Consider the following 26550-nt stretch of genomic DNA (forward strand, 5'->3'; position numbering starts at 1 on the left):
CACCTCCGTATTCTGAATCAATTCGTTCAGCCTCCTTTCCGGTGAATTCCGTCCGGCCGGACATCTATATTAAACCATAGCCCTGGAGCAGGTTGTAGTGAATAAATAGGCTTAATTGTTTTTTACCAGCGACCCTAGTCTTGGGGCCCTTTACCAACTTCCGGAAGAGGGATACAATAAGGTACTAATGCTTGGGGAATACAAGCATGAATGAATGCATGAAGCATGGAGGAGTCGGGATGATTAAAATGGTTGAAGGGAGCTTGCTTGAAGCTGCTGAGGATATCCTTGGGCACCAAGTAAATTGTCAAGGGGTTATGGGGTCCGGAATCGCTAAGCTGCTGCGAAACAAGTATCCGAGCTTATTTCCTGCTTATAAAGAATTTTGCCAAAACCACGATCCACATGATGTATTAGGCAAGTGCCTGATCGTCAAAACCGATAACAAATCCGTTGCCAATCTGTTTGGTCAGCTCAATTATGGAAGACAAAAAGTGAGGTACACGGATTATGAAGCTTTGAAGGAGTCCCTAGCCGCACTTAAGACGGAAGCACAAAAAGACGGTCTTAGCGTAGCTTTACCGTTCAACATTGGCTGCGGCCTGGCAAATGGGGATTGGAGTGTTGTATATGGAATCATTGAGGATGTTTTTCATGATTACGAGGTAACTTTGTACAAGGTAGAATGAATGATTTGTTCGCTAGGGCCAGCCGGAACGTCAGAAGTTTTTTAAGAATGGACGAAAAAAAGGGCAGTCCGTTGCTGCCCTAGAGATCGAGTTTAATAATCCGACCAAGAATCAAGTATACCATTATAGAAGTGCAAGTAAGTGTCGCCATAAATCCATTGATCCATAGTTAAATAGCTGCCCGTGTACGAACTATGATCATCGGGGGCTCCCCAGGATAGCAGCACCTGTTCCTGATTCATGCCTATAGCTATCTTTTGCTGAACGATCCGATTCCAGGTAGCAGAGTCCCACTTAGGGAATACGCTCTTGGGATTAACGGTGTAGAAACCTTGTTGTATTACCGTGCTGGGGTCATCATAAAAGGGAAGCTTAAAAGTAACATTAGCGCCGTTTGATCTCTTTGCAGTTACAATGAGCTTATTTCCCTTCATCTTCACAGATTTAAAGTAGACCTTTTCAATATTTAAAAGAGGATTGGATGAAGGTAATAGGTTTTTATTTGCCCAGTAATACTTGCCGGAATAAAAGCCGTTAACATTTTCATAATAAAAATAGGTACAGAATGTATCAGGTGTAGAACCACTTACCAGCTCTTCAACGACTACTCCATTATTCAGCAATATTTTAAAACTCGTTGTTTGTTTGCTGATTACTGCCATCTCAATTACCCGGCCAACCTTTTCTCCTTCATAGATGTATACCTTTTTCCCCATATAGGTCTTAAGATAGTCATCGGATACCCTTTTGATCTGGGACATTAATTTCTCTGATTTGGCTTTACCTTCTTTGTTGCTCCACAGAAAAATAGTATGAGATTCGTAAAACTCCTTACCGGACAGACCTGATATCTTATAAAAGTAGTCTAATTTTATATAAGTGGTCCCGTCTAATAAAACGGAATTACTTTCATTAATTTTGTATGTACCCTTATTTGACTTTACTGTGATTGGTTTAGAGTAGTCGATTGAAATGTTTTTAAGTTTAGACAATAATTTCACAGGAACATACGTACCCGGATTTTTGATTTTATCAATGGAATAGGCTTTTTCACGTGTTACAAGAATGTCACCGTCTAAGAAAATGGCCTTTTCTTCTGATAAATAAGCATTGTCAGGTATAACATTTGACGTTGCGTTTGATTCAGGTGACAAGAATATGGAAAAGAAAGAGGTAATCAAAAAAATGATAAGCACTTTTGTTTTTAGTAGTTTTTTCATACGGCCTCCAAGATTATAGTCATTATGGTCTATGAGTAAAGTACCATAAATGGTTAACGGTTAGTAGGAAATAAAAGTAAAGTGAGTACCGCTTGTCCATTCTTTCCCGGTCTTTAGCCAGAATCGAGCGTACATCAACCAATACGTATATACCAAAGGACGATAGATCAATGGAATGCGTCATATTCGTTGGGACGATGAACTGCCGAGGAACTGATTCAACGCGATTCGCTCGGAGTGTCACACGGGCATACAGCTTATAGCCGTTCAAGCTTTCCCTCGCTCCAAACCCGCTCCCAGATGGCATCTACCGTCTGTTCAATGGTCAAATCCGACGTATCGAGCCACAAACCGACTTTTGGCGTTTCCTCACGCAGCCGCCGGTCCAGCTCTTCGGCTTTCCAAATGCCGTATCCTTTCTTATTCCGCTGCGCTTCCCTCTGAAGGAGAACTTCGGTGTTAGGCGTCAAAACGACGATATATACCGGGACGCCCTTTAAGTGGTTGCCCATAGTCTGCAAGTGAGGCCCGATGATGATATCCTGAAGCACGACCTGGAACCCGGCAGCGACATAGGCGGCCGCGGCGGAAGCGGAAAGACGATACCGCAGCTCAAGCTGGGCTAACGCTTCCTCTGAGGCGTCAGGCAGCAGTTCTTCCCTTCCTTTGACAATCATCCTTCGAAAGGTATCTCCCCGTAAATGAACGGCACGATCAAATTTTTCCGCCAATAGCTGGGCGATGGTGGATTTGCCGGAAGCCATGGCCCCCGTCACTATGATGACGCCAGGATTTTGTATATCAGACATTCGTAAAACCTCCTTATTGATGCATTGGATTCGCATTCGATAAATCAATTCTAATTTTTGGTCACTTTGGTCCGCCAAAGAAAAGGTTGTTTGTGCCCTCGCGTGTCGACTTGATGCATTTCTGTCTTCAACGATAGCATAGAAACCGCATCGGAGGAGGGGAGAGCATCGTTCAAAACATTTTTTACCGACGATTATTAATAGATAAAAGGGAGCTAAATTTTCACAACTAAACTAGTCGTTATTACGATAAACAAGTGCTTGAAATATGAATATGGATTGAGATTGTGAAGCAGGGCATATGGCGTTTCATGTTCCGGCATAACTGCATATTAAACACGGGTACTGGGGGAATCACCCAGTACCCGTGTTTTGTTCAAGTGACTCTAGAGCATGCTTTACCGGGTGATGCTCCGCATCCTTCTGTCCCATTCCTCGGTGATGCGGGACTTGTCGAGCCCGCTTCCGATTAGCGTGAGATACCCCCGCTGCAGCGGCAGGGAGCTGGATTTGTGCTCCAGCCTGCCCGCCGCCCACTGTACCAGCATAGAGCCTGAATCCAGGCGGACATAGCCTTTGGCCCGAAGGAGACCCGTTACGCCCTGGAAGAAGGCCTCTAGCTCCTGTTTTCCGGCGGTTAACGAGTCCGGCGACAAAAACGAGTCCGGCAAGGACAAGGTTAACGAATCCAGGCCGGCGTACGAGGTCGGCTCGTTGGGATCCCGATAGGTATGGGGAGGAGATTGGCTGCTGCCGTCTTCATGATGATGCCAGTGTCTTCCTTGGAGCCGATCCTGTGGAGCCAATGGCTCCGGCGCTAATCCAGCCGCATTTTCCGCCAAGCCGGGCGGAACTGCATGCGTACTGTTTGGAGCCGCAGTAGTTCCAGGCTCAGCGGTTTCCATATGGACAGGGGAGAAGCTTGTTCCGGCGGCGCTGCCGGACGCCATCCCGCCTTGGTTTCGAGGGGGGAGCGAGATGACTCCGAAAACTTCGGCTTCGTTAATGTGGGCATAGTCTGTCAGACGTAGCTTGGCGGTGCCGTTGATGTTCCGAACCGCCGCCGTCACTTTTCTCAGCATCTTGGCATCGCAATCGCCTGCCTTGTTCAGCAGAATGGTATCGGCGAAAGCGATCTGCCCCCGGAGCGTACGCACCAGACTGCGATCCGACGCGAAGAAGCTGTTGTATTCGAGCATTTTGCCGGCATCGACGACGGCCACCTTGCGCGCTATAGATATGCGTTCAGCCAATGATGGTTCGGCCAAATCTTCAAGAATTAGCTGCGGGTTCGCTACGCCGGTTGTTTCGATCAGGATGAGATCGGGACGCCGCTTGAGCTGCACATCCATCGCCAGTTCGAGCTCGCCGCGCTTCGTGCAGCAGATGCAGCCATCGAGCAGCTTCTCCACCGGAACGTCGGGCATGTCACCGGAAATAACCGCTCCGTCTACGTCCATTTCGCCCATTTCATTCATGATAACGGCCGTGTTCCACCGCTGAGTCTTTGCGTAGGCGAGCAGTCTGAGGAGCAGGGTTGTTTTGCCGCTGCCAAGAAAGCCGCTGATGATGATGACAGGTGTCTTGTTCATCTTCTTCACCTCCGGTTAGGGTTGAGCTGCCGGATACAGCTCATCAAACGCAGCTACAGAGTCAGGATTGGTAAAAATATACGGCGAAGCCGGCTCTTCAATCGCCTCGATCGATTCGGCTTGAATCAGCAGGCGCTCCTCGCCTTCGATTTTCACGGTCTGGACCGTGCCTTCAATCGATACCCAGGTATCATTCTCGAAACGGGATGCTTGCTCTCCGCTCACGAGAATGCCGAACGGAACGGCATCGGCCGTGCAGCACATCAGCAAGAACCGGCTGACGGCAAACATGTTCTTATCCATGCTGTCATCCCTGAACACAAAGCCTTGGACCGAGATGGGCTTGCCGGCAAAGACAGGCTTATACATCTCGATCGCGCCGACGGTCTCGGAAAATATTTCGGGCCTTACCGTGACGGAGGGCATGGCGTACAGCCGCTTGGCCAGCTCCGCAAACTCCACGCTATACTTATCCCTCGGTGCGAACGGATCGACCGGGCTGCTTTCATTTCCGGTTGGGTTCGGTGCGCGGGCGCTGCCAGCGGCATCGGAATCTCCGGGTACATTCTCAGAACCGGTCCGCACATCCGGATTCGGATAGGTGTACACCATGCCCTTCTTGGCTGCCATGCTGCTCGCGAGAGGCTGATCGGGCACCAGCAATCCGAAGAGCAGGGGTAAGGCGAACAATCCGTAGACCGTTAAATTTCGGACAACGCCTCGGGGATGAGGGTGCTCGCAATCGCATACGTCGCCGGCGTCGCCCATTACGGCATGATATACCATGCCGAAGGCAATGAACAAAAGCGGTACCGGACAGAGCAGCAGAAGCGTCTGCATCTGCGGAGCCAGGTAGTATTCAAGGAGATTCGATTCATTTAAGTGCATGACATAAATAGCAAGAGCAGCCAGCAGCAGCGCACGAACAACATAATGAAACCGCGCACCTGCCGATGAATGGTTCATGGAAAGAGCTCACCTCCTTCTTGTTCACGGATTATCCGCCAAGCAGTATGTTCGCGATCAGGGAACCGACAAACACGAGCGTGACGATGACGACACTTAGCGCAATGACGAATCTCGTCTTAAATGCGGCGGATAGCATGAGCAGCGTTTTGAAATCGAGCATCGGGCCAAGCACGAGAAAGGACACGAGAGGGCCCACGGTAAAGGTATGCGTAAAAGCCGAAGCGACGAATGCATCCGACGTTGAGCAGAGCGAAAGGACAAACGCCAGACCCATCATGAACAGATAGGAGGACATCGGACCGCTCGCAAGAGAGAGCAGCTCCTCCCGCGGAATAAATGCTTGAATGCAGGCCGTGACAAACGCACCGAGCACTAAATATTTGCCCATATCCACCATTTCGTCACCAGCATGAACAAAAAGGCTGCGCCAAGTTTTGCTGTGTGCGTGGGATGGCCGGCTTCCGGCGGCTTCGACCTCGGCGGTGAAATCATGGAAGGAGCGCTTTAGCGGGTTATTCTTCACGAAAGCAAATACGAGCAAGCCGATCGTAACGGCAATCATGAAGGCCAGTCCCATTCGTCCGATCGTGATCTCGGGATGCGAACGGAATGCCATCATCGTTGCGGCAAGCACCACCGGATTCAGAATCGGGCCGCTGAGAAGAAAGGTGATCCCGACATAAGCCGGCATGCCTTTTAACATGAGCCGGCGCACAACAGGGATCATGCCGCACTCGCAGACGGGAAGGATCATCCCGAGCAGGGATGCGAACAGGACGCCGGGAACTGGATGCTTCGGCGTTAGGCGGCGAACCCATTCTTCCTTGACAAAGATTTGCAGCAGCGAAGAAATCAGCACCCCGAGCAGCACGAACGGCAGGGCCTCAAGGAAAATGCCGATGAATACAGTTTTAAGCTGCTGCACTTCGGTGCTGCCAAGCAGGGCGAGCCCGCTCCGGGGCATCGTCATGAGAGCCGGGAACAGAAAGAGCAGCGGCAGGAAGAACGGCAGCCATTTGAAAAAAGCCGGAATTTTCATGAAGGCCTCCTGACGAAAAAAATCATCTACGAGGACATTCTATGCTTGGACGAAAGACAACTTTCCAATTTAATCAAAAGAATTACGAATAACTCTTTCCACCGAAGCTATGGCGTATTCCCGCAAGCTCATGGTATAGTAGTAGTACGTAGACTATGCGTTACTGGCGTAGCTTGGGGTACCAAGAGGGAGCGCATAGTTTCATATGCCGTACGCCTGGGCAAGAGGTAAGGAGACGATCATGTCGCCTTGCCTCTTTATGTTTTTATTGACTAACAATGGCGAAGGAGCGGGTTGAACATGAGTACAGAAACGTTGATTTTGGATGGGAAAGCGGTATCGGATGATCTAAAGGTTAAGTTGGCCGTCAAGGTCGAGCAGCTTAAAGCCAAGGGAGTCACTCCTTGCTTGGCTACGATCCTCGTCGGGGATGATCCGGCTTCGGCAACCTATGTGCGAATGAAGGGGAATGCATGCCAGCGCCTGGGGATCGAATCCCGGAAAATCGAGCTGAAGGCGTCGACGACCACCGAGGAGCTCATCGCGGCCATTCGGCAGCTGAATGAGGACTCGGCAGTGCATGGCATTCTGCTCCAGCATCCGGTTCCGCATCATATTGATGAAAGAGCGGCATTCGATGCGATCGCGATCGAAAAGGATGTGGACGGCGTGACCACGCTCGGCTTCTCGCAAAATGCGTTCGGTTTCGCGGACTATCCGTCCTGCACCCCGGCAGCGATTATCGCGATCATGGATTATTACAAGCTTCCGATCGAAGGCAAGCATGCCGTGGTTATCGGCCGCAGCCCGATTCTCGGCAAGCCGGTCTCGATGATGCTGCTAAACCGCAACGCTACGGTGACGATCTGCCACTCCAAAACGAACAATCTAGGCGACATCGTCGCGCAAGGGGATATTGTCGTTGCTGCGGTCGGCAAGCCAAAGTTCATTCAAGGCGAGTGGATCAAGCCGGGGGCGGTAGTGCTTGACGCCGGCTACAACAAAGGCAATGTCGGAGATGTCGATTATGAGGCGTGTGCGGAGCGCGCGTCGGCCATCACGCCGGTTCCGGCAGGCGTCGGGCCGGTAACGATTGCCACGCTGCTGAAGCATACGGTTGAGGCGGCCGAAAGAACACTGAAGTCCTAATCGTGGATAATGCAATGCAAATGAACCGGGTCCTTTTGAAGGCTCGGTTTTCTTTTGAATAGGATGCCGAGAGAAGACTTCCCGTTCCGGCTATATGCGGAGAGCCCTTGTGCGGATTGTCTTTCACCAAGGTTGGGTCACCTAGGATAAGTTAAAAAGCATGATGGATTCGTGTTGTTGGAAGATCATGAGGTATAAATTGTTGCTTGCTCTGAAATGCTTTTCATCATTTACAATACACCCATCAGCTATGAAAAGAGGGGCGAGGGCTATTGAATAAAAAATTAATTTTCTTTGACATCGACGGAACGCTGCTCGATCACGACAAGCGGATCCCGGAGTCGACGCTGGAGTCCATTGAACAATTAAAAGACAACGGGCATGAAGTCGCGATTGCGACCGGTCGCGCTCCCTATCATTTCGAGGAAATCCGCGAGCAGCTCGGCATCGATTCCTATGTGTCCTTGAACGGGCAATATGTCGTTCACCAGGGCAAGCCGATCTACGGGAACCCGATGCCTCCCGAGCAGCTGCAGCAGCTGACCGAGCTGGCGGTGCGGATGGACCATCCGATCATCTATGCAGGAAGCGATGCAATGAAAATGAACGTGACTCACCACGAGCACATCGATTCCAGCTGGGGCGAGCTGAAGCTGACGATCCCGGAATATGATCCGGAGTACTATCTTGGACGGGATATTTTCCAGGCCATTGTGTTTTGCACCGAGGAGGAAGAGGAGGCATATCGGTCCAGCTTTGGAGGAAGGCTTGATCTGGTCCGCTGGGGTCCGTACGGCACCGATGTGCTTCCGGTCGGCGGTTCCAAAGCCGAAGGCATCCGGCAGTTTATCCAAGCGCTGGGCATGGACGTAGCCGATACCATCGCCTTTGGCGATTATCTGAATGATCTGGAAATGCTGTCGTATGTCGGCCATGGCGTAGCCATGGGGAACGCGCCCGACGTCGTCAAGCGCGCAGCCCGACACGTTACCAAGGATGTAGGCGAGGACGGCATCCGGCACGGGCTTCAAATGCTGGGCCTGCTGGATCCAAAACCGCAGGTGATGGCATAAGCAAGCTTTTATAAGCGCGTGCCTCTCCCGACCGGCTCGCAGTATGATATTGCCTGCTGCATGCACGACGTGCTTAGACGGTGCTTGGCGTCGCATCATTTCTTATCGTTCCGATCAACACACGAAAGGCTCGTTCCTTAAATGATAAGGAGCGGGCCTTTTTGCGAGATATCATGCGATGCAACAGGAAAAGCCGTTTGACGGCTGAAATGTGAGCTTGATATGATAAGTTAACAACAGCTGCCTTTCGGGTGGGAGAGACCTGCCATCTGAGGGCCATTAACCTAGAGCAGGTGGGAACGATGTCAACCAATCACAAACAAGATCTCATTACAAGCTGGCTGTCCTTGACGCAAACACAGGCGATGATCACAAATGAACTGGAACAGACGCTTCAGCAGCAGCACGACTTGTCGCTGAACGAGTTTTACGTGCTGTTATTTTTGTTCGAGGCTCCTGAAAAAAAGCTGCGGCTGCAGCAATTGCAAGCGATGGTCGGCCTCAGTCAAAGCGCGATCTCGAGGCTGGTCAGCCGCTTTGAAGCCAAGGGCTGCGGTGCAATGCAGCGGGCGATCTGCGAGAATGACCGCAGGGGGATATATACGTCGCTCACCTCCATTGGTGAAGACAAACTTCAACGGGCAAGAGCTACCGTGCTGAATGTGCTGGAGCAGCAATTCTCTTCTCCGAAATTCCGCCAAGGCGTCCAGAATATGATGGAGATTATGAAGTCCTGATTGTATCGAAATATTGACGAATGCTCCTTCGTCTGTTATTTTAAATGCATGCGCATGCATTTAATTTAGAGGATTACATGACATCAGGAGAGTGAAGGAAACCATATGGAACATTTATTCAGCCCCTTTACGTTGAAAGCTTTGAAACTGAAAAACCGGATCGTGATGCCGCCGATGTGTCAATATTCCGTTACGAACAAGGACGGTATCGCAACGGATTGGCATTATCTGCATTATGTGAGCCGCGCGGTCGGCGGAACCGGGCTCGTCATTGTTGAGATGACGGACGTAGAGCCTGACGGACGAATCTCGGACTACGACCTTGGTTTATGGTCCGATGAACAAATTGCGCCGCTTGCGCGCATCGTTGACGGAATCCACCAGCATGGCGCGAAGGCTGCGATCCAAATTGCCCATGCCGGCCGGAAGGCGGAGGACGCGCAGACGCCTGTCGCGCCGTCGGCCATTCCTTTTGACAATAATTCCAAAACGCCGAGAGCCCTGACGACCGAAGAAGTACAAGAGATGGTGGAGAAGTTCCGGTTGGCCGTACGCCGTGCCGTGCAAGCCGGCTTTGATGCCATCGAGCTGCATGGAGCTCACGGATACTTAATTCACCAGTTCCATTCACCATTAACGAATACAAGAACCGATGCATATGGCCAGGATTTAACGAGATTCGGCGTCGAGGTGATTCAAGCGGCCAAGAGCGAAATGCCTGACGATATGCCGCTGATCATGCGTATCTCTGCAAGGGAATACGTGGATGGCGGCTACGGTATCGAGGAAAGCATTGCGTTCTCCAAGGCATATCATGCTGCAGGGGTGGATATGTTCCATATCAGCGCTGGCGGCGAAGGCCCAATCGCTGCAGAGGGAAGACCGGGTACCCATGCGGCATACCAGGTTCCGCTGGCTCGACAAATCAAAGAAGCCCTGGGCGTACCGGTGATTGCTGTCGGCCGGCTGGATGAGCCGACTCTGGCGAATGCAGTCATCGGCAATGAAGAGGCGGATCTTGTTGCCGTTGGCAGAGGGATGCTGCGCAACCCGTATTGGGCGTTGGAAGCGGCAGCCGTTCTCAAGAAGGATACATCCATTCCAAGACAATACCTCAACGGATTTCCTAAACAGGCGCAATAATCATGAAGAATGCATGGAACGGTTTGCCTGCGTTAACTAGCGGGAAGTAACACGAGATCTCGAAATAATATCAAAATGAGCAATGCTCCATTCCGATTCCATTCATTTATTGGATATGAAAGGTTATCGATGGGTCACGACGACCCTTCGATAACCTTTTTTTGTTTGTCGTCTGGGTGGAATGGCGTGTAATCGCAAAAAATATTTTAAGAATTCATTATTGTCAGCTTTACAATAGTGTGTGACGTACACTATAATTATTTCCAGGAGTTGATGACATGTCTGAAGATCAAGAGATATTGCATGGACTGGTACAGGAGCTTCGAAGAGGCACGATCATTATTGGCGTGCTCAGCCAGTTGTCAGAGCCGCAGTATGGTTACTCCCTCGTTGCCATATTGCAGGAGAAGGGAATCGTCGTCGAGGCGGGCACGCTATACCCGCTGTTGCGAAGATTGGAGAAGCAAGGCCTGCTTGAAAGTCAGTGGGATACGAACGAGGCAAGACCTAGAAAGTACTACATCATTAGTAAGATGGGCAAGGAAATCTACAGCCAGCTGTACAGGGAATGGAAGGATATGATGACGAGCCTCGAGGGACTCGTCGACGCCAAGGAGGAGAAGAGAGACCCATGACGGATCTGATAAACAGGTATGTATATGCCGTAACCCAAAAGCTGCCCGTGCCGCAAAGGGCTGATATCGAAATGGAATTGCGGGGACTTATAGAGGACATGTTGGAGGACCGCGGGGCTCCAGGTGACGCAGCCAGCCGTGAGGATGTAGAACAGGTGCTGCTGAAGCTCGGCCCGCCAAACGAAATGGCGGCTCGATATAGGGTCAAGGAAAGGTATTTGATCGGTCCGGGATTGATCGACGGATACTGGTCAGTGCTGAAGATTGTGATATATTCTCTGGTGATCTTCCTCAGCATTTCGTATATTATTGAATATTTTTCGAGCACAGACAGCTCGGGGGAGACGCTGCTTGAATACTTTGTGACGATATTGAGTGTTAGCATTCAAGGGTTCGCATGGGTAACGGGGATTTTTGCCTTTATCGAATACCTTGGAGCACGAACCGACAAGGCGAAGGATTGGGAGCCGTCGCACCTGGAGCCCGTCCCCGATTCTGCTACGCGCATTAAGCCCATTGAGCCAATGATCGGTTTTTTGGCATCGATCCTGTTCTTTGTCGTGTTCACGTTCTCAATCGATTGGATCGGGGTGATCCGTTTTTCGGGCGAGCAATCCTTTAACATACCGGTGTTTGATAAAGAAGCGTTTGCGATCTATTTACCTTTCATCTGGGCCGTGACGGCGATCGGTATTTTGAAGGACACAATGAAACTCATCTTGCGAAAATGGACTTCTCAGCTGGTGGCTGTACATCTGATTTTCAATGTCGTATTTACGATTGCTGCCATCGTCATACTTTCGGATCCGGCCATCATGAACCCGACGTTTATGAACCAGCTCGTGGATGCCAACCTGCTGACCACGGGCGAAGAAACGTATAATACCGTAAACCGGATTTGGAATCAGTCTAGGGAAGGGCTCATTTACATCATCGTAATCATCAACCTAATGGATACTGTTTCCGTTGGGATGAAATGGTTCCGTCACAAAGACGGGCCAAGAGTACTAAGCAAGTAAACAGCACATCCGAATACAAGAGAATCATGAGGAGATATCGCCTAAGGAGTAGGCTGGTATCTTCTTTTTTTGCGGGAACTGCCGATCCTCTCCGCCAAACTGATTGGGATAAGCATAGAATGGAGCGTGGTGCACAGCATATTTTTGACGAAAATATGAATTAAATGTGTCAAAATTATGTACAATGGTGTTATAATAAGATAAGAAGCACATGTAAACCCTTACAGAAGGAACGGAGCTGATCAAAATGAAGTTTGCCATCCATTACTCCACAAGAATGAAGGACATTCTAATTTTTTCGCTGGTCATCAGCATTATTATGTTTCAAGTCGCAACCGTGACGGAGTACTCCTATCCTGTTTTATTCTATATGCAGATGGCAGTGAATGCGGTTATGCTGGTAGCCCTCGCGATTGAGGGATATGCGCGGTTGATCAAACGGGAAATCCGGATTCAAGAGAATTCCGATACCATCACCATTAACGGTGCTTTGGTGAAGGCTGAGCAGATCCGGGAGATCAAGGTTTCCGGATGTCACAAAGCAGCATTCCATCTGAGCCTGAAAGACAAGAACGTAACCCCGCTGTTTTGCAGCTTTAAATTCGAAGATAAGAACTGCGAAGGGATCCGCCAATTGACAAAATGGGCGGAGCGCAATGGTATCGCTGTCCGCAAGATCGGCCCGCAAACCCGGTCCGATATGGTCCTCTCGTCAAACTTGTAATGCGCATGATTATCAATAACTAATGTGAAAGCATCTGAACCATCATTGATGGGCAGGTGCTTTTTTTGTTGAGGACGGAAAATTCCTCTCAGTAAGCAAGTTTATTTTAATAAAAGCTTGAAACTGACGTTACGTCATTTATTATAATGGCCTTGCTGAGGATCCTCTGGATGCTAAATGATGTGAAAAGGAGACGATTGTTTGAAAAAAGGCGACATGATTATATACGGATGCGTCATTATAGGAGGGGGGATCGGTCTGATGGTCGATAAGCCTCTACCGGCTGTATGCGTTGGCCTTGGAGTGGGCTATCTCTTAAAGTATGCTTTGTATAAGGAATGATCAAAGAAATCAGGGCGTGGAGGAAATAATGCATGATCCATATTAACGAAGTGGCGAAGCAGACCCATATTACCGTCCGAACGCTGCGATATTATGATCAAATCGGCTTGCTCGAATGTTCTTCGAAAACAGAGGGAGGCCATCGTCTGTATTCGGATGAGGATCTTCAGAAGCTTCAGCAGATCCAATTTTATAAAAGCATGGGGTATCGACTGCAAGAAATTCAGGAGATGCTTACCGATCCGAATTGGAATTGGACAACCGGACTCGTGAATCAATTAACCTATATTCAGGAGGAGCAGGCGAGATTAAAGGAAATGGAGCTGTCCCTGCGCACGTTGTTAAACGGCATTGCGGTTGAGGCGGGGAATCAAGAGCAGGCGGTACAAAAACTGATCAAGCTATCCATGCAGGATAAGAAAAGACCCAAGCACTTTAGGGAAAAGATGTTCAGTGATACCGAGCTAAAGCTATGGACCAAATTGCCGAATATGAATGGCGAGCATCCCGAATCCATGGAATGGATTGCGCTTATTGGCCTTATTATCAAATACCATGCAAGTGAAGTACCTTCCTCGCCTAATGTGCAAAATGTGATCAGGCGCATGCTGGAAAAACAAGCCGAAGAATTTCCGCTGGAAGATGAGTTTATCGATAAACTATGGGAGCTGAGGAAATCCCCCTCCGCATCGGAGCAGCTGGGGATGTATCCAATCGAGCCTGAGGTACTCGAATACTTGGAGCGAGCGTATGAGATTTACATCTCAAACACGGCCGAAGGAGACTTCAGACAGGGAGGGGAAGCATGAGTACCGAGTTAATCTTAATGATCGGCGGACTATCCTTATTGGATACCCTTAGTCCGGCTACACTCGGCGTAACAGTCTACTTGCTGCTTACCGAGAAGCGAAGATTAGGGTCAAGATTAGTGGTTTATCTTCTGACGGTCGCCGGATTCTATTTTGCCGTTGGCATCGCGCTCAAGCTCGGACTGGGCGTTGTGTTTGAAATATTCTCAGGCTTTTTCCAAAGCCGCGCAGTTAGTTGGCTTCTGTTTATCATCGGCGTCATTTTGTTTGTATGGAGCTTTTATGTTCCCAAGAGGAAACAACCCAGTTTAACGAATCCCCGGTCAAAAAGCATTGCCGCTATGGTGGCGCTTGGCGTTACGACATCGCTGATCGAGGTCGGCACGGCTTTTCCTTATTTCGCGGCGATCGGTTTAATGACGAATGCCGGGTTGGCGTTCTATCAATGGCTTCCTCTATTGATCGCATATAATGTGGTGATGGTGCTCCCGCCATTGATTCTGTACGCCTTGCATAAGCTTCTGGGCAGGTCAATGCAAAGACCGCTCAATTATATCCAGAAGCAGATCTCCAATAATTCGAGTTCCGCACTATCCTGGATCATGTGTATCTTTGGATTGCTGCTGATACTAAATAGCCTGGATTACTTGTAATGAACCGATACTCTCGTTTGGCCATGGAACGACAAGAGCGCATTAACCCGCAGGGTTTTTGCGCTCTTGATTTGAATTATGAATGGACTGGGTCCATACGACTGGCGTCTTTAGTGCTTCTTATTTGTTCGAAGGTGCTTCAGCTTTGTATTCAATAACTTGCAGCACTTTGGGCTCTATCGCTTTTAACAGTTGTTCATATGAAAGATTGTTATTAGGAATTTCGCCATTATGTTCAGCTTCAAGTTGTACATCAACCTGAGTTTTCGAAATAACATCGATCACTTGCTGCTTTGAGACATTTTTAGCTGCAGCAATCTCCACTACAGATTTTCCTTTGGCTAATTCTTGTTTTAATTCGGACGGACTCATGTTTAGCAGAGAAAAGAGTTTTTCATCATTCAAATAGGCATCGGCAAAGTAATCAGGCAGACCATCTGTAGAGAAGAAACCTTCTACTTTACTATTCGAAGATGCAGTCTCACCTCCAATTACAGAAACGCTGATTGTATTATCCTGAACCATAACCTGATAGACCGGTCTCTCTGATCCCTTTTGGGCGTAATTCAACATCAACGTTTTTTGATCCGGGTTCTCCATTTGCTCCATAGTAAACTCATACGCTTCGATGCTGCCATATAATGTACTGATGAGATGATCAACCTTCGACTTGAGTTCAAGATCGGTTAAATCCGTAAGAGGCTTTTCCCTAGACTCCCAATTCTCTTGAATTATGTGTTCAATCTCACCGGTAGCACTGTTTGTATGAAGGGTAATTTTCTTGCCGCCCCCACCTTTTTCCTGGAGGATTATGCTGGTTTGGACACCTTGTACGGCGCTTGCCTCGATGATCTCGAACGATTTCGTTTCAGGAAATGCGCGATACAGCTTCTCGAGCGTAGCTTTGCCAACCTTATCTGTCTTGATTTGTTCAGCAGTCATCGGTGTTCTCGTCAGCATGTCAATCAGGGTAGGGGCAGCAAACGCTGCGGTGGGAATCAAAATCGCGGTGGCAACGATGCCGGCAATCATACGTTTTTTCATAGGTTTTTGGCTCCTTTTTCTCAGCAAATATTTTGAATAGGATCGTTCGATTCGTTTGGAAATTGCCGGGGGGCAATCCATTTTTTCTGCTTCATGATGCAGATGTTCACGGATTTTGTGTTCAATAGTCATAGATCTTTTCCATCCTCTCTGGGGGGAGATTCCCTATGTGTTTTCGAAGCGCCTGAAGGCCGGCATGATATCTGGACTTGACGGTACCGAGCGGAATATCGAGCAATGTCGCGATTTCCTCAAGCGTATAGTCGTGAAAAAAGCGGAGGATGATCACGGTTCGCTGTTTGTCGGTCAGCTTTTGAATGGCTTGTGATATCATCTGGTTCGTCCCATCCATCAACACGGCAGGCTGATCCCAATGAGACTCTTCCCGCGAGAAGGCACGAATGCGTTCAAAAATCCGGAATCTCCGCCAGCGTTTAACCCGGAATCTCTGCACCTGACGGATGACCAAGCCGTGCAGCCAGAAGCGGAATGGCCGGTTGGCATCGTAATTTGCAAGGGACGTCCACATTTGCATGTAGATTTCGTTCATGACATCTTCCCGGTCCTGCGGATGATCGACCAGAAACGAGACTGTACGGTACACGTCCTGATAGGTGGCATCATAGATCGAATGAAATGCCTGTTGATCACCATCTTTCATTTTTGTGAGTAACTGGTACATATCATCACTTTGCATTCAGAGGGCCCTCCTGAGTAAGCAGCTTACACCCTATATTGTCTCGCTTTGAAAAAAAGGTTCGGTCCGATATACAGATCATTACAAAACATTCGTCACGACCACGATCAGAGAAAAAACAAAAGCCGGATTCCTTAGAAGTAGGAAAATCCGGCCTTTAAAAAATTGAACAGTCTCCATTCCCATAAATCTTTTTAACATGTTTAGTAAATAAACACGTATTTCCAATCAACCCACGCAGACCCCACAACGGGGCATCTTTTCTGTTCACCGAAGCGTTATTAGCTGCTGCAGCCGCCTCCACCGCAGCTGCTGCAAGAGGAGCCGCCGCTGCAGGAAGATCCGCTGCTGCAGGATGCATCGCTGCCGCTGCCGCCTCCGTCACCTGAGTCATCATGTCCCCCTGAACCGCAGGCGGAGGCGTAGGTGCAGCTGCTGCCGGTTGCTCCGGCAGTCTTCTCCGTATACTTCTCTTCAGGTTCCATCCGATGCATGAAATCATCGGAATAATGCCAGGCAAAGAAGACTGCCGAGGCAAGGAGCACCTCATTATTTCCGTAATCCACCTTACGGCTTGCCGGCGGGGAGCCGTTCTCGGCTTCCGACAGCCGCTCCTTGAGTCCGCCGACAACCTGGTCGATGGCCTCGGCGGCTTCGGGCAGTCGCTCATACGTCCACGAATTGAAACGCTCATTTTCGATGAAAGAATGGGTGTGACGAAACTCCTCCAGCTCTTCGCGCGACAGGGGAACACGGAAGAAGGGTCCCCACAAGACAGCGCTATATTCATTCCACCCGAATAATTGCACGTATATAACATCGAACCATGCCCGCTCGTTCTTCATGGATACCTGCTCGCTGCCGGTATTGGGCGCATGATGCAGCATCCGTCCGAGGAAACGGTCCGAAAATTGTTGATACTCGTATGTATACATCAGCATCTCATGCCATACTTCGTCGACCGCTTTGCTGAACATCGGTACGCGGTCCATGACGGCACACATGATAAAAAATCGCTTGAGCTCAACCCACCGCCATTCATATTCCCGCTCCGTTAATTCGGGATATTCGGTCATCACCCGCTGCTTAACGGCATCCGTCAAGGCGGAGGGCAGGGAAGCTTCCAGACGCTTGGAAAGTGCGTAAGCGGGACTCCCGGGCTCGGCCACTTGAGGCGGTTCGGGTGCATTCCGGAAAGGATTTCTCCGGCGTACTGGGCTTATTGCCCGCTCTTTCCGCGACGATCGCCTCACAAGGTAAGATATGATGAAAACATCCGCAATGATAAACAAAATGAGAATGATCCAGCCCGTCGTATTCATCGCATATTCCTCCTGTTTCTGTTTGTTGGTCGGGAGGCAGAAAGGTTCTCTCCTTCCTTAATTATGGCAAATGAAGCACGATATTGGCAATTCAAAGTTTGCCGGCAGAGCAGCTTAAGCGTAAGAGCCGAGGTGAAATACAGCATAAAAAAGGAGGCGCTGCCTCAGGACATCGCGAAAATTTCCCGAGACAGCTCCTCCTCCCGGATGGAAATGCTGCTTTAACGCTCCCACAAATTATCCCGTCAAAGCACTGAGGCAAAGCCGATGCTTCGTACAAGGATCTATGTCGCGTCCGCCTTCGTCTCGGCGGTAATCATCCATTGTACGCCATACTTATCCCGAACCTCGCCTAAATAGATGCCGAACGGCTGGAGCTCAAACGGATAGTTCACCTTTCCCCCCTCGGCAAGCTTCTGAAAAGCTTCTTCGGCCTCGGTTATATTATCATAATCGATAGACAGATAGATATCGTTACCGGGGGACGAGGGCTCGATGGCATCCGCCATGAAAATGTAATTATCACCGGCAAGATTCAGACACATATGCATAACCTTGTCTTTCAGTTCGGATTGCGTGCCCATTGCCTCCTCATGCGTCATGATGGATATGATCTTCCCGCTGAGCGACTTTAAATAGAAATCCGCCTGTTCCCTAGCATTTACGGAAATAAGATATGGCTTCAGCGTACCCATTTGCTCTCCTCAATCCTTTCAACTTGATATCGCATCGATCAATGTTAATCTATCATACCTGACGGCATCGCATTTCTTCTCAATTGCTATTCGTGCCTACGGATCATGCCTGCAGGGCTTGTGATCCGAGCGTCGACGCTGAGCATCGTGCAGCAGCCAGATTCAAATGCAGATTTGACATGGTTGCTTATAGGCCCTATAACTGAAATGGAAAACAATTTTAAAGTGCATTGAATCTGGCGCGAGCGATATATTGGCACATTGAAGATTCATAAGATGCACTAATTACGTAATTAATAGGAGCATACATATGTTTACAGGATGGAAGCTATCCGTGCTCGGGATCGTTATCGTAGGCATCGCCGGGATTGCCGCTTCTTCAGCGGGACTCATTGAACCCATGCGGGCAGGCGCGTTATTTGCAGTGTTTGTGTTATTTATCGGGTGCCTTGAGCTCATGGAATGGATCAAGAGGCGAGGGAGGAGCAAGAACAACCGAAAACCTTCTTCCAAATGAGGAGCCCAGCCCAATAGGAGGGAGACCATGAATTGGATCGCAGTACAGCCTTATTACAAAATCAATCGCGTCGTGGACGGCATCGAACAAAGAACCGAAGAGCAAAGGCGGAAGATGTACCTGTACGAAGACAGAATCGTTACAAAGTATCGGGTTTTTCCGCTGGGTCAGGTGTTTGATCTCTCGTATCGTACGATTGGCGGGGAGGGGGGATTCTTGTATTTGCATACCCAGCAGGGCGTATATTCCTATACGGTGAAAGAGGATCCCCGGACATTCATCGAGGCTTTCAAACAACTTTAATCGTCCCGCACCCAACAATTCCTAGTCTCAGGTCTAGTTATGAACCTCGTCTTGAGCACGTTTTCCGAATGCCGAGCATTCAGTAAGCTGGTTATATACTTTTGGACGGATTAGGGGGCCGGCGCGTGGACACGCTGCTTAATTTTATTGAACAAATCGGGCATTACGCTTTATTTCTCGTCTTATGCCTTGGGGTTATCGGTCTGCCTGTGCCCAACGAGGTCGTTGCCATGACGGGCGGGGCGCTGGCCGCATCCGAAATATTAGCGCCGTTCCCTTCGTTTGTGATGTTATATCTCGGGGTATGCTCCGGAGCTACCGTAGGCTTTATGCTTAGCCGCTTTACGGCTAGCCGTCTGTTGGACCGTTTTGGGGACAAAAAGAGTATCCGGCAATTCCTTGACGTCTCCGAACGGCTGACCCGCCAATACGGCAATTATGCGATCTGCATCAGCGCGTTTCTGCCGATTCTTCGTAACGTGACTCCCTATGCGGTTGGCATGAAAGGGATGCCTTACCGGAAATTTGCGCTTTTTTCCTATTCGGCATCATTGTTATGGACCGTGGGCTATTTTTCCTTGGGCATGTACGTCGGCGATCAAGTGGTTGACCATATCGGTGCGCTCATTAACCGATACGGATATTATCTGGCAGGGGCAGTGGCCGTACTCGCAGTGGCCCTCATCCTGATCTTGTCCAGAAGAAGAAGCAAACGCTTAAAGTGCGACAAGGAGGTTCAGATCCACGGTTAAGTCATGACGATCCAACGGTTCATAGGCTTCATTACGGAGTGTCGTCGGAAGAGGGTTCGGGCATGCCCCGGAGGATCTTAATATATTCACGCGGCGAGAAGCCGGATGATGTATTCCGGATATCTTCGGATTGATAGATTTCCAAGGTTCCTCCCGGCTGCTCCATCATCTGGGAGCTTCCCGGCCGGTATCGGGTGCGCGAGGCGGAATCCGCCAAATATGCCGCGGCGAGCAGCACGATGAAAACCAAGACGCATAGAATGGCTTTTTTTACCATGATACATCTCACTCCTTTCCCTACAGTGTTGTCCCCATTCCATGATTTTCATTCCCGAAGAAATCTTTGACAAAGCAGCGATCTGCATATATACTTTTCATCAGTGTGACGCGAGACAATACGATATGTTTTACCCGGAGGAGCCTGCCAACAGCGGGCTCTTTTTGTGTTTTTCTGGTCTTTGAACCGGATATTTGGGGAAATACTAAATGCAGGAAAAATTCAGACTATAGGAGGAGTAGATTTTGTCATTGCTGCACATCGCCGTTCTGGCACCTTTTATCGTCGCCCTTGGGGTTATGCTGCTGCGTAAGCCCTTGAGTCGAATCCATGCCGGCTGGGCGGTCCTGCCGGCGCCCGTCATCTTATTCGCGTACTTTCTGGGGCGAATACCGACCATTCAGGGAGGTGAACCGCAGCATGTACGGGCAGCGTGGATTCCATCGCTCGGTATCGACATAACGTTGTACCTGGATGGTCTCAGCTTAATATTTGCACTATTAATATCGGGGATCGGTTCCCTTGTGGTCTTGTATTCTATCTTTTATATGGATCGCACCAAAGAGGCCGTCCAGCGCTTCTATGTTTATCTGCTCTTGTTCATGGGAGCTATGCTCGGCGTCGTATTGTCTGATAATCTGCTTGTCTTGTACGGATTCTGGGAATTGACGAGCATCTCGTCGTTTCTTCTGATCGCCTTCTGGCATCACCGGGATCGTTCAAGATATGGAGCGCTGAAATCCATGCTCATCACGGTGTTCGGCGGGCTGGCCATGCTGGCAGGCTTCATCGTGCTCTACGTGATGACCGGAACTTTCAGCATTCGGGAGATCGTCGCTTCCATTGGAACCATAACGGGAGAACCGCTGTTCCTTCCGGCCATGCTTCTGATTTTGCTGGGGGCGTTCACGAAATCGGCCCAGTTCCCGTTCCATATCTGGCTTCCGGATGCCATGGAGGCGCCGACCCCGGTCAGCGCCTATCTTCATTCGGCAACGATGGTCAAGGCGGGCATTTATTTGGTTGCCCGCTTCAGCCCGGTATTTGCAGGCCATTCATGGTGGTTCTGGATCATCACGATCACCGGCTTGACCACTTTGATGTATGCGTCACTGAGAGCCATCAAGCAGACGGATCTGAAGGCGCTGCTTGCCTTCTCGACCGTCAGCCAGCTTGGACTGATCATGAGCTTGCTCGGACTGGGCTCGGCTGCCGCCTACTTCGGCGCAGGACCGGACTCCGTCATCTATGCCAAAGCGACAACGGCCGCGATCTTTCACTTGATGAACCATGCCATCTTTAAAGGTGCGCTGTTCATGGTGGTCGGCATTGTGGACCATGAGACGGGAACGCGCGACCTGCGCAAGCTTGGCGGCCTGCTGAATCTCATGCCGATTACGTTCACCGTCGCGTTGATTGGCGCATTTTCTATGGCGGGATTGCCGCCGTTTAACGGGTTTCTTAGTAAGGAGATGTTCTTTACAGCTGTCCTTCAAGCGTCACAGATGAACTTCTGGGATGCCGAAACCTGGGGAATTCTTATTCCGGTGGTCGCTTGGACAGCGAGCGTATTCACGTTCTTGTACAGCATGATATTGGTGTTCAAAACCTTCACCGGGAAGTATCAGCCTGAAAAGCTTGAGAAGAAGCCGCACGAAGCCCCGATCGGCATGCTCATTCCGCCGGTTGTACTGGCTTCGCTAGCGATTATCTTCGGGCTGTTCCCGAATCTGCTGTCCTACTCGTTGATCGAGCCGGCGATGACGGCAATCCATCCCGCATTGCTCGAACCCGGCGACACCTTCCACGTCAAGATCGAAATGTGGCATGGCTGGACGACGGAAATTTTCATGACGATCGGCATCATCGTCATTGGTTCCTTGCTCTATAAGCTGCATGGTTCCGTCGGCGTGCTGAACCAAGCCTTGACCAAGAATTTTACCTTGAATCGTCTATACGACCGGGGGCTGCGCGCGCTGGAGGGAGGAGGGAAATCGATAACGTCGACGTATATGACCGGATCGGTTCGTCATTATGTGATTTATATTTTCGCTTTCTTCATCCTGGCTCTGGGGGGAGGACTGCTGCTGATCGGAGATATCCATTTCGGCGGCAACGGCTCGTACGCGCCGATCTCTTTCTATGAAGCCGTGGCCATCATCGCGCTGGTTATCCCTGTGCTGGTGCTGCCTTTCGTTCGAACGCGACTGATGGCCATCATCCTGACGGGGGCGGCCGGTTATATGGTTACGTTGTTCTTCGTGCTGTTTCGCGCACCGGACCTGGCGCTTACGCAGATGATTGTCGAGACGGTATCGGTCATGCTGTTCCTGCTGTGTTTCTATCATTTGCCGAAGCTGAAGCGGGAGAAGGTTCCGATGGGATTGAAATGGAGGAATCTGCTGATATCAGCCGGCGTCGGGGTCGTCGTCACACTGATTGCGCTGGCGGCGAGCACTGGACGCTCGTTCGATTCCATCGCTGATTTCTTCATTAAGGAAAGCTATCCATCCGCAGGCGGCAAGAACATCGTCAACGTTATTCTTGTGGACTTCCGCGGATTCGATACGCTGCTCGAAATCATGGTGCTCGGCATCGCTTCGCTAGGCATCTATGCGTTGATCAGGGTAGATTTGGGTGAGCAATTACTTGGACAGCGTGATCCATACCAAGAGGTTTACCTGCCTAGCAGAAACGACGTCATCCTGCGCACGGTGTCGAAGGTCGTTATTTTCATCGTGGTCACTTTCTCCTGGTATCTCTTCAGTGCCGGGCACAACGAGCCGGGAGGCGGATTTATCGGCGGATTAATGACAGCGGCGGCGCTTGTCCTGCTGTCCATGGCGTTCGGCATGGACGTGACGCGCAATGTCATTCCGGTTCAATTCCGGAAGGTGACGGCCATGGGACTGCTCATCGCGCTTCTTACAGGCATCGGCTCGCTGGTGCTCGGTGTGCCGTTCCTGAGCCATGCCTTCGGGCACTTCGATCTGCCTTTGCTAGGAGATACCGAGCTAGCGACTGCCGTTCTGTTTGATCTCGGGGTCTATCTTGCGGTTGTAGGCGTCACCATGACCATCATCAATTCAATCGGGAGGGATCAATAACCGTGGAATTATACATGTCGCTGGCCATTGGCATTCTCTTTGCGGTCGGTGTGTATCAGATCTTGTCCAAAAGCCTCCTGCGCATCATACTCGGCACGAACCTGCTGACCCATGGAGTCCATCTGCTTCTGCTGACGATGTCGCGTTTGAAGACCGGCGCCGCTCCCTTGCTGGGCGAGGAGGCATCCTCTTATGTGGATCCCGTGCCGCAGGCGCTCATTCTGACATCCATCGTGATCAGCTTCGGGGTCACTTCATTCTTCTTCGTTCTAGCCTACAAGGCATATCAGCGCCTGGGCACGGATAATATGGAGGAGCTAAGGGGGAAGGACGATGAATAACGTAATTGTCCTTCCGCTGCTGATCCCGCTGGTCACCGCCGTTCTTCTTATCTTCTGGGCGAAGAACATTCGCCTTCAGCGCTGGATGAGTGCAATCAGCGTCGCACTGAATGTTCTTGTTGCCCTGTTTATCGTATATCAAGTGGACAGTGAAGGCATCCAGACGCTTCATATGGGCGGATGGCTTCCGCCGCACGGCATCGTGTTCGTGGCAGATATGCTTGCGGCTTTGCTGGTGCTCATGACGCTTCTCGTAGCGGCAGCCTGTCTGTTCTACGCCTTTCGCAGCATCGGGGAGGAAAGGGAAAAGCATTATTTTTATACGTTTTTTCAGTTTTTGCTTGCCGGTGTTATCGGTTCGTTTCTGACCGGAGATCTGTTCAACTTGTTCGTCTGCTTCGAGGTGATGCTGATCTCTTCCTATGCACTGATCGTCCTCGGGGGCACCAAGCGACAGCTGCGGGAAACGCTCAAATACATGCTGATCAACATTATTTCATCCACACTATTCGTAGCTGCTGTTGCGTATTTGTACGGCACGGTCGGCACGTTGAACATGGCCCATCTCTCCCTGCGCGTAGCCGAGGTGCAGCAGGAGGGCATTCTGTCGGTGATCGGCATTCTGTTCCTGATCGTGTTCGCATTAAAAGCCGGATTGTTTCTGTTCTTCTGGCTGCCGGGCTCGTATAACGCCCCTCCCGCCGCGGTGACGGCGCTGTTCGGTGCCCTTCTGACGAAGGTTGGTCTATATGCCATTATTCGGACCTTCACCTTGATCTTCTATCACGAAACCGGCGGCATCCATATGATCATCGGATGGATGGCGGCTGCGACGATGATTCTTGGAGGACTCGGGGCTGTAGCGTACAAAGACATCGGCCGCGTCTTGAACTATAACATCGTGATCAGCGTCGGATTTATCGCGTTTGGTATCGCCTCGGTCAGCGAAGCATCGCTGAACGGCACGGTATTCTACCTGCTGCACGACATGGCTGCCAAGGCGCTGCTGTTCATCCTGGGAGGCATGATCATTACGAGCGCCGGCACGGCCAAGCTGGGTGAGATGGGCGGTTTAATAAAGCGATATCCTTGGATTGGCTGGATGTTCTTCATCGCCTTGCTTGCGCTCGTCGGCATTCCGCCGCTCAGCGGATTTTTGGGGAAAGTGTTAATTCTCCAGGGCGGGTTGCAGGAAGGGCATTACTGGCTCAGCGGCATTGGGCTTCTATCCAGTCTGCTCGTGCTGTATTCACTCATCAAGGTGTTCATGGGCGCGTTCTGGGGCGATTCACCGGCCCGCCGGGAGCAGCAGCCGGTCAAAATTCCTCGCACGGCATACGGTGCGGCGATCGGCTTAACGCTGATCGTCATTCTGATGGGTGTCGGCTCCGAGTGGGTATACTCGTATACCTCGCAGGCAGGAGCGGTGCTGACGGATCCGTCCCTGTACATTAACGCCGTATTAAAGGAGTAGTGGTTATGGGACAACAAATCCTTTTGAATATCGTCATTGCGATGATTTGGATGTTTTTGAAAGACGAGCCGACCCCGCAGCAATTCATTGTCGGCTATATCATAGGCATGCTGATGATTTTCTTGCTGCGGAGATTCTGGCCGGATGGCTTTTATATGCGGAGGCTGTGGTCGATTTTGCTGCTGCTGCTCCTGTTCTTCAAAGAGCTGTTCAAGTCGAGCGTCACCGTGATTGGCCAGATTTTGCAGCCGAAGCTAAATGTGCGGCCCGGCATCTTCGCGTATAGGACCGAGCTGAAGACGGATTGGGAAATTACCGTGCTCTCATGCCTCATATGCTTGACGCCGGGAACCCTTACACTGGAAGTATCCCCGGACGGCCAGACCCTGTATATACACGCGATGGATATCGAAGATACCGACGAGCTGTCGGAACAGATCCGGGGAACATTCGAGCGCGCGATTAAGGAGGTGACCCGGACATGATTAACGGGATACTGATTGCTTCGCTCATCATATTGTCGCTGGCGATTCTCGCCTGTCTGTACCGGCTGATCAAGGGACCGTCCATGAATGACCGGATCATGTCGCTGGACACCATCGGCATTCTGCTGCTCTCGATCATCGCTGTGCTCTGCATGCTGTTCAGGACCTCGGTATATGTTGACATTATCCTGCTGATCGGGATATTAACGTTTATCGGAACGACAGCGCTGGCCAGATACATTGAGAGGGGTGATGTCATTGACCGCTGAAATGATGAGCCGGATCGGTGAGTTTCTGATTGCTATTATCGTGCTTCTCGGTGCGCTACTAGGCGCTTTAAGCGCCTTTGGCCTCGTCCGGCTGCCGGACGTGTATATGCGTTCCCATGCCGCTACCAAGAGCGCTACGCTCGGCGTTCTGATGATCTTGGCCGGAGCCTTCCTGTATTTCGCTTTCTATCTGGACCATATCAGCGTTAAGCTTCTTCTTGGGATCGTGTTTGTGTTCATTACCGGCCCGGTGGCGGGTCATCTGAACGGACGGGCAGCCTATCGTTCAGGCGTGTCCCTGTGGGAGGGGAGCGTCCATGACGATCTGAAGCCTGTGCTCCGGCGCGAGCGGGAGCAGCTGCAAGCCGGGAAATCCGAATCCGGTGAGAAGGTCAAGGATGTATAGCATCTGTAACATCTGGCTTGTCGAAGGAAAAGACAGAACGCTACAATCGGAATGTTTCAAACGATATAAATAAGCATGTTCTGCAAGCCGCCGATCTTGGCGGCTTGTTTCATGAATTTGCGACTTTCTATTGAAGCTTCGTGATATGGTAGAATAAACCAAAGGCGTGCGAAGTTTAATCCAGCGTGCTGCAATCGGATTAGGAGGCCGCCTGCAGGAGCGATTGATAGCAGGGTTACATTCGCTCGCGAAGGAGGGA

General features: G+C 50.3%; 29 protein-coding genes and 1 riboswitch. Of the genes, 19 read left to right on the forward strand and 10 right to left on the reverse strand.

The features are described from left to right. Positions 1 to 239: 239 nt before the first annotated feature. Positions 240 to 689 carry a macro domain-containing protein gene (locus NSQ46_RS12780; protein WP_342576828.1) on the forward strand — a complete coding sequence of 150 codons (450 nt, stop codon included), beginning with the start codon at positions 240 to 242 and terminating at the stop codon, positions 687 to 689. A gap of 92 nt (positions 690 to 781) precedes the next feature. On the opposite strand, the gene NSQ46_RS12785 is transcribed toward NSQ46_RS12780, so the two are convergent. The 5 genes from NSQ46_RS12785 to NSQ46_RS12805 form a co-directional block, all read right to left on the reverse strand. Next, positions 782 to 1909 (reverse strand): hypothetical protein, encoded by a 1128-nt coding sequence (locus tag NSQ46_RS12785; protein ID WP_342576829.1) that lies wholly within the window; start codon positions 1907 to 1909, stop codon positions 782 to 784. 257 nt (positions 1910 to 2166) lie between these two features. Beyond that, on the reverse strand, positions 2167 to 2718 hold the full coding sequence (locus tag NSQ46_RS12790; RefSeq protein ID WP_342576830.1) for an AAA family ATPase: 552 nt from the start codon (positions 2716 to 2718) through the stop codon (positions 2167 to 2169). Between the two features lie 398 nt (positions 2719 to 3116). After that, on the reverse strand, positions 3117 to 4310 hold the full coding sequence (locus tag NSQ46_RS12795; RefSeq protein ID WP_342576831.1) for a GTP-binding protein: 1194 nt from the start codon (positions 4308 to 4310) through the stop codon (positions 3117 to 3119). Between the two features lie 15 nt (positions 4311 to 4325). Further along, positions 4326 to 5276, reverse strand: a complete 951-nt coding sequence (locus tag NSQ46_RS12800) for a TIGR03943 family protein (protein ID WP_007128430.1) — start codon at positions 5274 to 5276, stop codon at positions 4326 to 4328. Positions 5277 to 5307: 31 nt separating this feature from the next. Then, positions 5308 to 6318, reverse strand: a complete 1011-nt coding sequence (locus NSQ46_RS12805) for a permease (protein ID WP_007128429.1) — start codon at positions 6316 to 6318, stop codon at positions 5308 to 5310. A gap of 149 nt (positions 6319 to 6467) precedes the next feature. Beyond that, a riboswitch (ZMP/ZTP riboswitch) is annotated at positions 6468 to 6547 on the forward strand. Between the two features lie 71 nt (positions 6548 to 6618). Between NSQ46_RS12805 and NSQ46_RS12810 the strand changes: the two genes are divergently transcribed. The 9 genes from NSQ46_RS12810 (at position 6619) to NSQ46_RS12850 (ending at position 14602) form a co-directional block, all read left to right on the forward strand. After that, on the forward strand, positions 6619 to 7467 hold the full coding sequence (locus NSQ46_RS12810) for a tetrahydrofolate dehydrogenase/cyclohydrolase catalytic domain-containing protein (RefSeq protein WP_007128428.1): 849 nt from the start codon (positions 6619 to 6621) through the stop codon (positions 7465 to 7467). Between the two features lie 272 nt (positions 7468 to 7739). Further along, positions 7740 to 8540 carry a Cof-type HAD-IIB family hydrolase gene (locus NSQ46_RS12815; RefSeq protein ID WP_213616608.1) on the forward strand — a complete coding sequence of 267 codons (801 nt, stop codon included), beginning with the start codon at positions 7740 to 7742 and terminating at the stop codon, positions 8538 to 8540. Between the two features lie 302 nt (positions 8541 to 8842). Beyond that, on the forward strand, positions 8843 to 9277 hold the full coding sequence (locus NSQ46_RS12820) for a MarR family transcriptional regulator (RefSeq protein WP_007128426.1): 435 nt from the start codon (positions 8843 to 8845) through the stop codon (positions 9275 to 9277). 105 nt (positions 9278 to 9382) lie between these two features. Further along, positions 9383 to 10420 carry an NADH:flavin oxidoreductase/NADH oxidase gene (locus NSQ46_RS12825; RefSeq protein WP_007128425.1) on the forward strand — a complete coding sequence of 346 codons (1038 nt, stop codon included), beginning with the start codon at positions 9383 to 9385 and terminating at the stop codon, positions 10418 to 10420. Between the two features lie 278 nt (positions 10421 to 10698). After that, positions 10699 to 11055 carry a helix-turn-helix transcriptional regulator gene (locus tag NSQ46_RS12830; RefSeq protein ID WP_341033125.1) on the forward strand — a complete coding sequence of 119 codons (357 nt, stop codon included), beginning with the start codon at positions 10699 to 10701 and terminating at the stop codon, positions 11053 to 11055. Beyond that, positions 11052 to 12074: a hypothetical protein gene (locus tag NSQ46_RS12835; protein ID WP_341033126.1), complete on the forward strand. Its 1023-nt coding sequence runs from the start codon at positions 11052 to 11054 to the stop codon at positions 12072 to 12074. The genes NSQ46_RS12830 and NSQ46_RS12835 overlap by 4 nt, the downstream gene beginning before the upstream one ends. A 247-nt stretch (positions 12075 to 12321) precedes the next feature. Further along, the gene (locus tag NSQ46_RS12840; RefSeq protein WP_341033127.1) at positions 12322 to 12798 is read left to right on the forward strand and encodes a hypothetical protein; all 477 of its coding nucleotides are present in this window, start codon (positions 12322 to 12324) and stop codon (positions 12796 to 12798) included. A 374-nt stretch (positions 12799 to 13172) separates the two neighbouring features. Then, positions 13173 to 13949, forward strand: a complete 777-nt coding sequence (locus tag NSQ46_RS12845; RefSeq protein WP_341033128.1) for a MerR family transcriptional regulator — start codon at positions 13173 to 13175, stop codon at positions 13947 to 13949. Further along, the gene (locus NSQ46_RS12850) at positions 13946 to 14602 is read left to right on the forward strand and encodes a GAP family protein (protein WP_342576832.1); all 657 of its coding nucleotides are present in this window, start codon (positions 13946 to 13948) and stop codon (positions 14600 to 14602) included. Before NSQ46_RS12845 ends, NSQ46_RS12850 begins: the two co-directional genes overlap by 4 nt. 120 nt (positions 14603 to 14722) lie before the next feature. Here the strand turns inward: NSQ46_RS12850 and NSQ46_RS12855 are convergent, their stop codons facing one another. The 4 genes from NSQ46_RS12855 to NSQ46_RS12870 all read right to left on the reverse strand — a co-directional run bounded on the left by NSQ46_RS12855 (position 14723) and on the right by NSQ46_RS12870 (position 18360). Then, positions 14723 to 15778, reverse strand: a complete 1056-nt coding sequence (locus NSQ46_RS12855; protein ID WP_342576833.1) for a hypothetical protein — start codon at positions 15776 to 15778, stop codon at positions 14723 to 14725. Continuing rightward, positions 15768 to 16343 (reverse strand): sigma-70 family RNA polymerase sigma factor, encoded by a 576-nt coding sequence (locus NSQ46_RS12860; protein WP_007128417.1) that lies wholly within the window; start codon positions 16341 to 16343, stop codon positions 15768 to 15770. Before NSQ46_RS12860 ends, NSQ46_RS12855 begins: the two co-directional genes overlap by 11 nt. A 281-nt stretch (positions 16344 to 16624) precedes the next feature. Next, the gene (locus NSQ46_RS12865) at positions 16625 to 17665 is read right to left on the reverse strand and encodes a hypothetical protein (protein WP_213616606.1); all 1041 of its coding nucleotides are present in this window, start codon (positions 17663 to 17665) and stop codon (positions 16625 to 16627) included. Positions 17666 to 17949: 284 nt separating this feature from the next. Beyond that, positions 17950 to 18360, reverse strand: coding sequence for a VOC family protein (locus NSQ46_RS12870; RefSeq protein WP_007128415.1), 411 nt, complete (start codon positions 18358 to 18360; stop codon positions 17950 to 17952). Positions 18361 to 18670: 310 nt separating this feature from the next. On the opposite strand from NSQ46_RS12870, the gene NSQ46_RS12875 reads away from it, so the two are divergent. The 3 genes from NSQ46_RS12875 (at position 18671) to NSQ46_RS12885 (ending at position 19932) form a co-directional block, all read left to right on the forward strand. Continuing rightward, entirely contained in the window at positions 18671 to 18877 is a 207-nt protein-coding gene (locus NSQ46_RS12875; RefSeq protein ID WP_007128414.1) for a hypothetical protein, read from the forward strand. 27 nt (positions 18878 to 18904) lie between these two features. Further along, positions 18905 to 19180, forward strand: coding sequence for a hypothetical protein (locus NSQ46_RS12880; RefSeq protein WP_007128413.1), 276 nt, complete (start codon positions 18905 to 18907; stop codon positions 19178 to 19180). A 125-nt stretch (positions 19181 to 19305) separates the two neighbouring features. After that, positions 19306 to 19932 (forward strand): DedA family protein, encoded by a 627-nt coding sequence (locus tag NSQ46_RS12885; protein ID WP_028407180.1) that lies wholly within the window; start codon positions 19306 to 19308, stop codon positions 19930 to 19932. A 31-nt stretch (positions 19933 to 19963) separates the two neighbouring features. Here the strand turns inward: NSQ46_RS12885 and NSQ46_RS12890 are convergent, their stop codons facing one another. Beyond that, on the reverse strand, positions 19964 to 20209 hold the full coding sequence (locus NSQ46_RS12890) for a hypothetical protein (RefSeq protein WP_213616603.1): 246 nt from the start codon (positions 20207 to 20209) through the stop codon (positions 19964 to 19966). Positions 20210 to 20454: 245 nt separating this feature from the next. Between NSQ46_RS12890 and NSQ46_RS12895 the strand changes: the two genes are divergently transcribed. The 6 genes from NSQ46_RS12895 to mnhG are packed head-to-tail and all read left to right on the forward strand — an operon-like array spanning position 20455 to position 26291. Continuing rightward, the gene (locus tag NSQ46_RS12895) at positions 20455 to 23316 is read left to right on the forward strand and encodes a Na+/H+ antiporter subunit A (protein WP_251537583.1); all 2862 of its coding nucleotides are present in this window, start codon (positions 20455 to 20457) and stop codon (positions 23314 to 23316) included. A 2-nt stretch (positions 23317 to 23318) separates the two neighbouring features. Further along, positions 23319 to 23657: a Na(+)/H(+) antiporter subunit C gene (locus NSQ46_RS12900; RefSeq protein WP_007128409.1), complete on the forward strand. Its 339-nt coding sequence runs from the start codon at positions 23319 to 23321 to the stop codon at positions 23655 to 23657. Continuing rightward, the gene (locus tag NSQ46_RS12905; RefSeq protein ID WP_342576834.1) at positions 23650 to 25131 is read left to right on the forward strand and encodes a Na+/H+ antiporter subunit D; all 1482 of its coding nucleotides are present in this window, start codon (positions 23650 to 23652) and stop codon (positions 25129 to 25131) included. The genes NSQ46_RS12900 and NSQ46_RS12905 overlap by 8 nt, the downstream gene beginning before the upstream one ends. Before the next feature lie 5 nt (positions 25132 to 25136). Continuing rightward, positions 25137 to 25616: a Na+/H+ antiporter subunit E gene (locus tag NSQ46_RS12910; protein WP_007128407.1), complete on the forward strand. Its 480-nt coding sequence runs from the start codon at positions 25137 to 25139 to the stop codon at positions 25614 to 25616. After that, positions 25613 to 25885 (forward strand): Na(+)/H(+) antiporter subunit F1, encoded by a 273-nt coding sequence (locus NSQ46_RS12915; RefSeq protein WP_007128406.1) that lies wholly within the window; start codon positions 25613 to 25615, stop codon positions 25883 to 25885. Before NSQ46_RS12910 ends, NSQ46_RS12915 begins: the two co-directional genes overlap by 4 nt. Before the next feature lie 4 nt (positions 25886 to 25889). Beyond that, positions 25890 to 26291, forward strand: coding sequence for a monovalent cation/H(+) antiporter subunit G (mnhG, locus tag NSQ46_RS12920; protein WP_341035023.1), 402 nt, complete (start codon positions 25890 to 25892; stop codon positions 26289 to 26291). Positions 26292 to 26550: the final 259 nt, after the last annotated feature.

This window comes from Paenibacillus sp. FSL M8-0142, assembly GCF_038597315.1.
Lineage (GTDB): Bacteria > Bacillota > Bacilli > Paenibacillales > Paenibacillaceae > Paenibacillus_AQ > Paenibacillus_AQ lactis.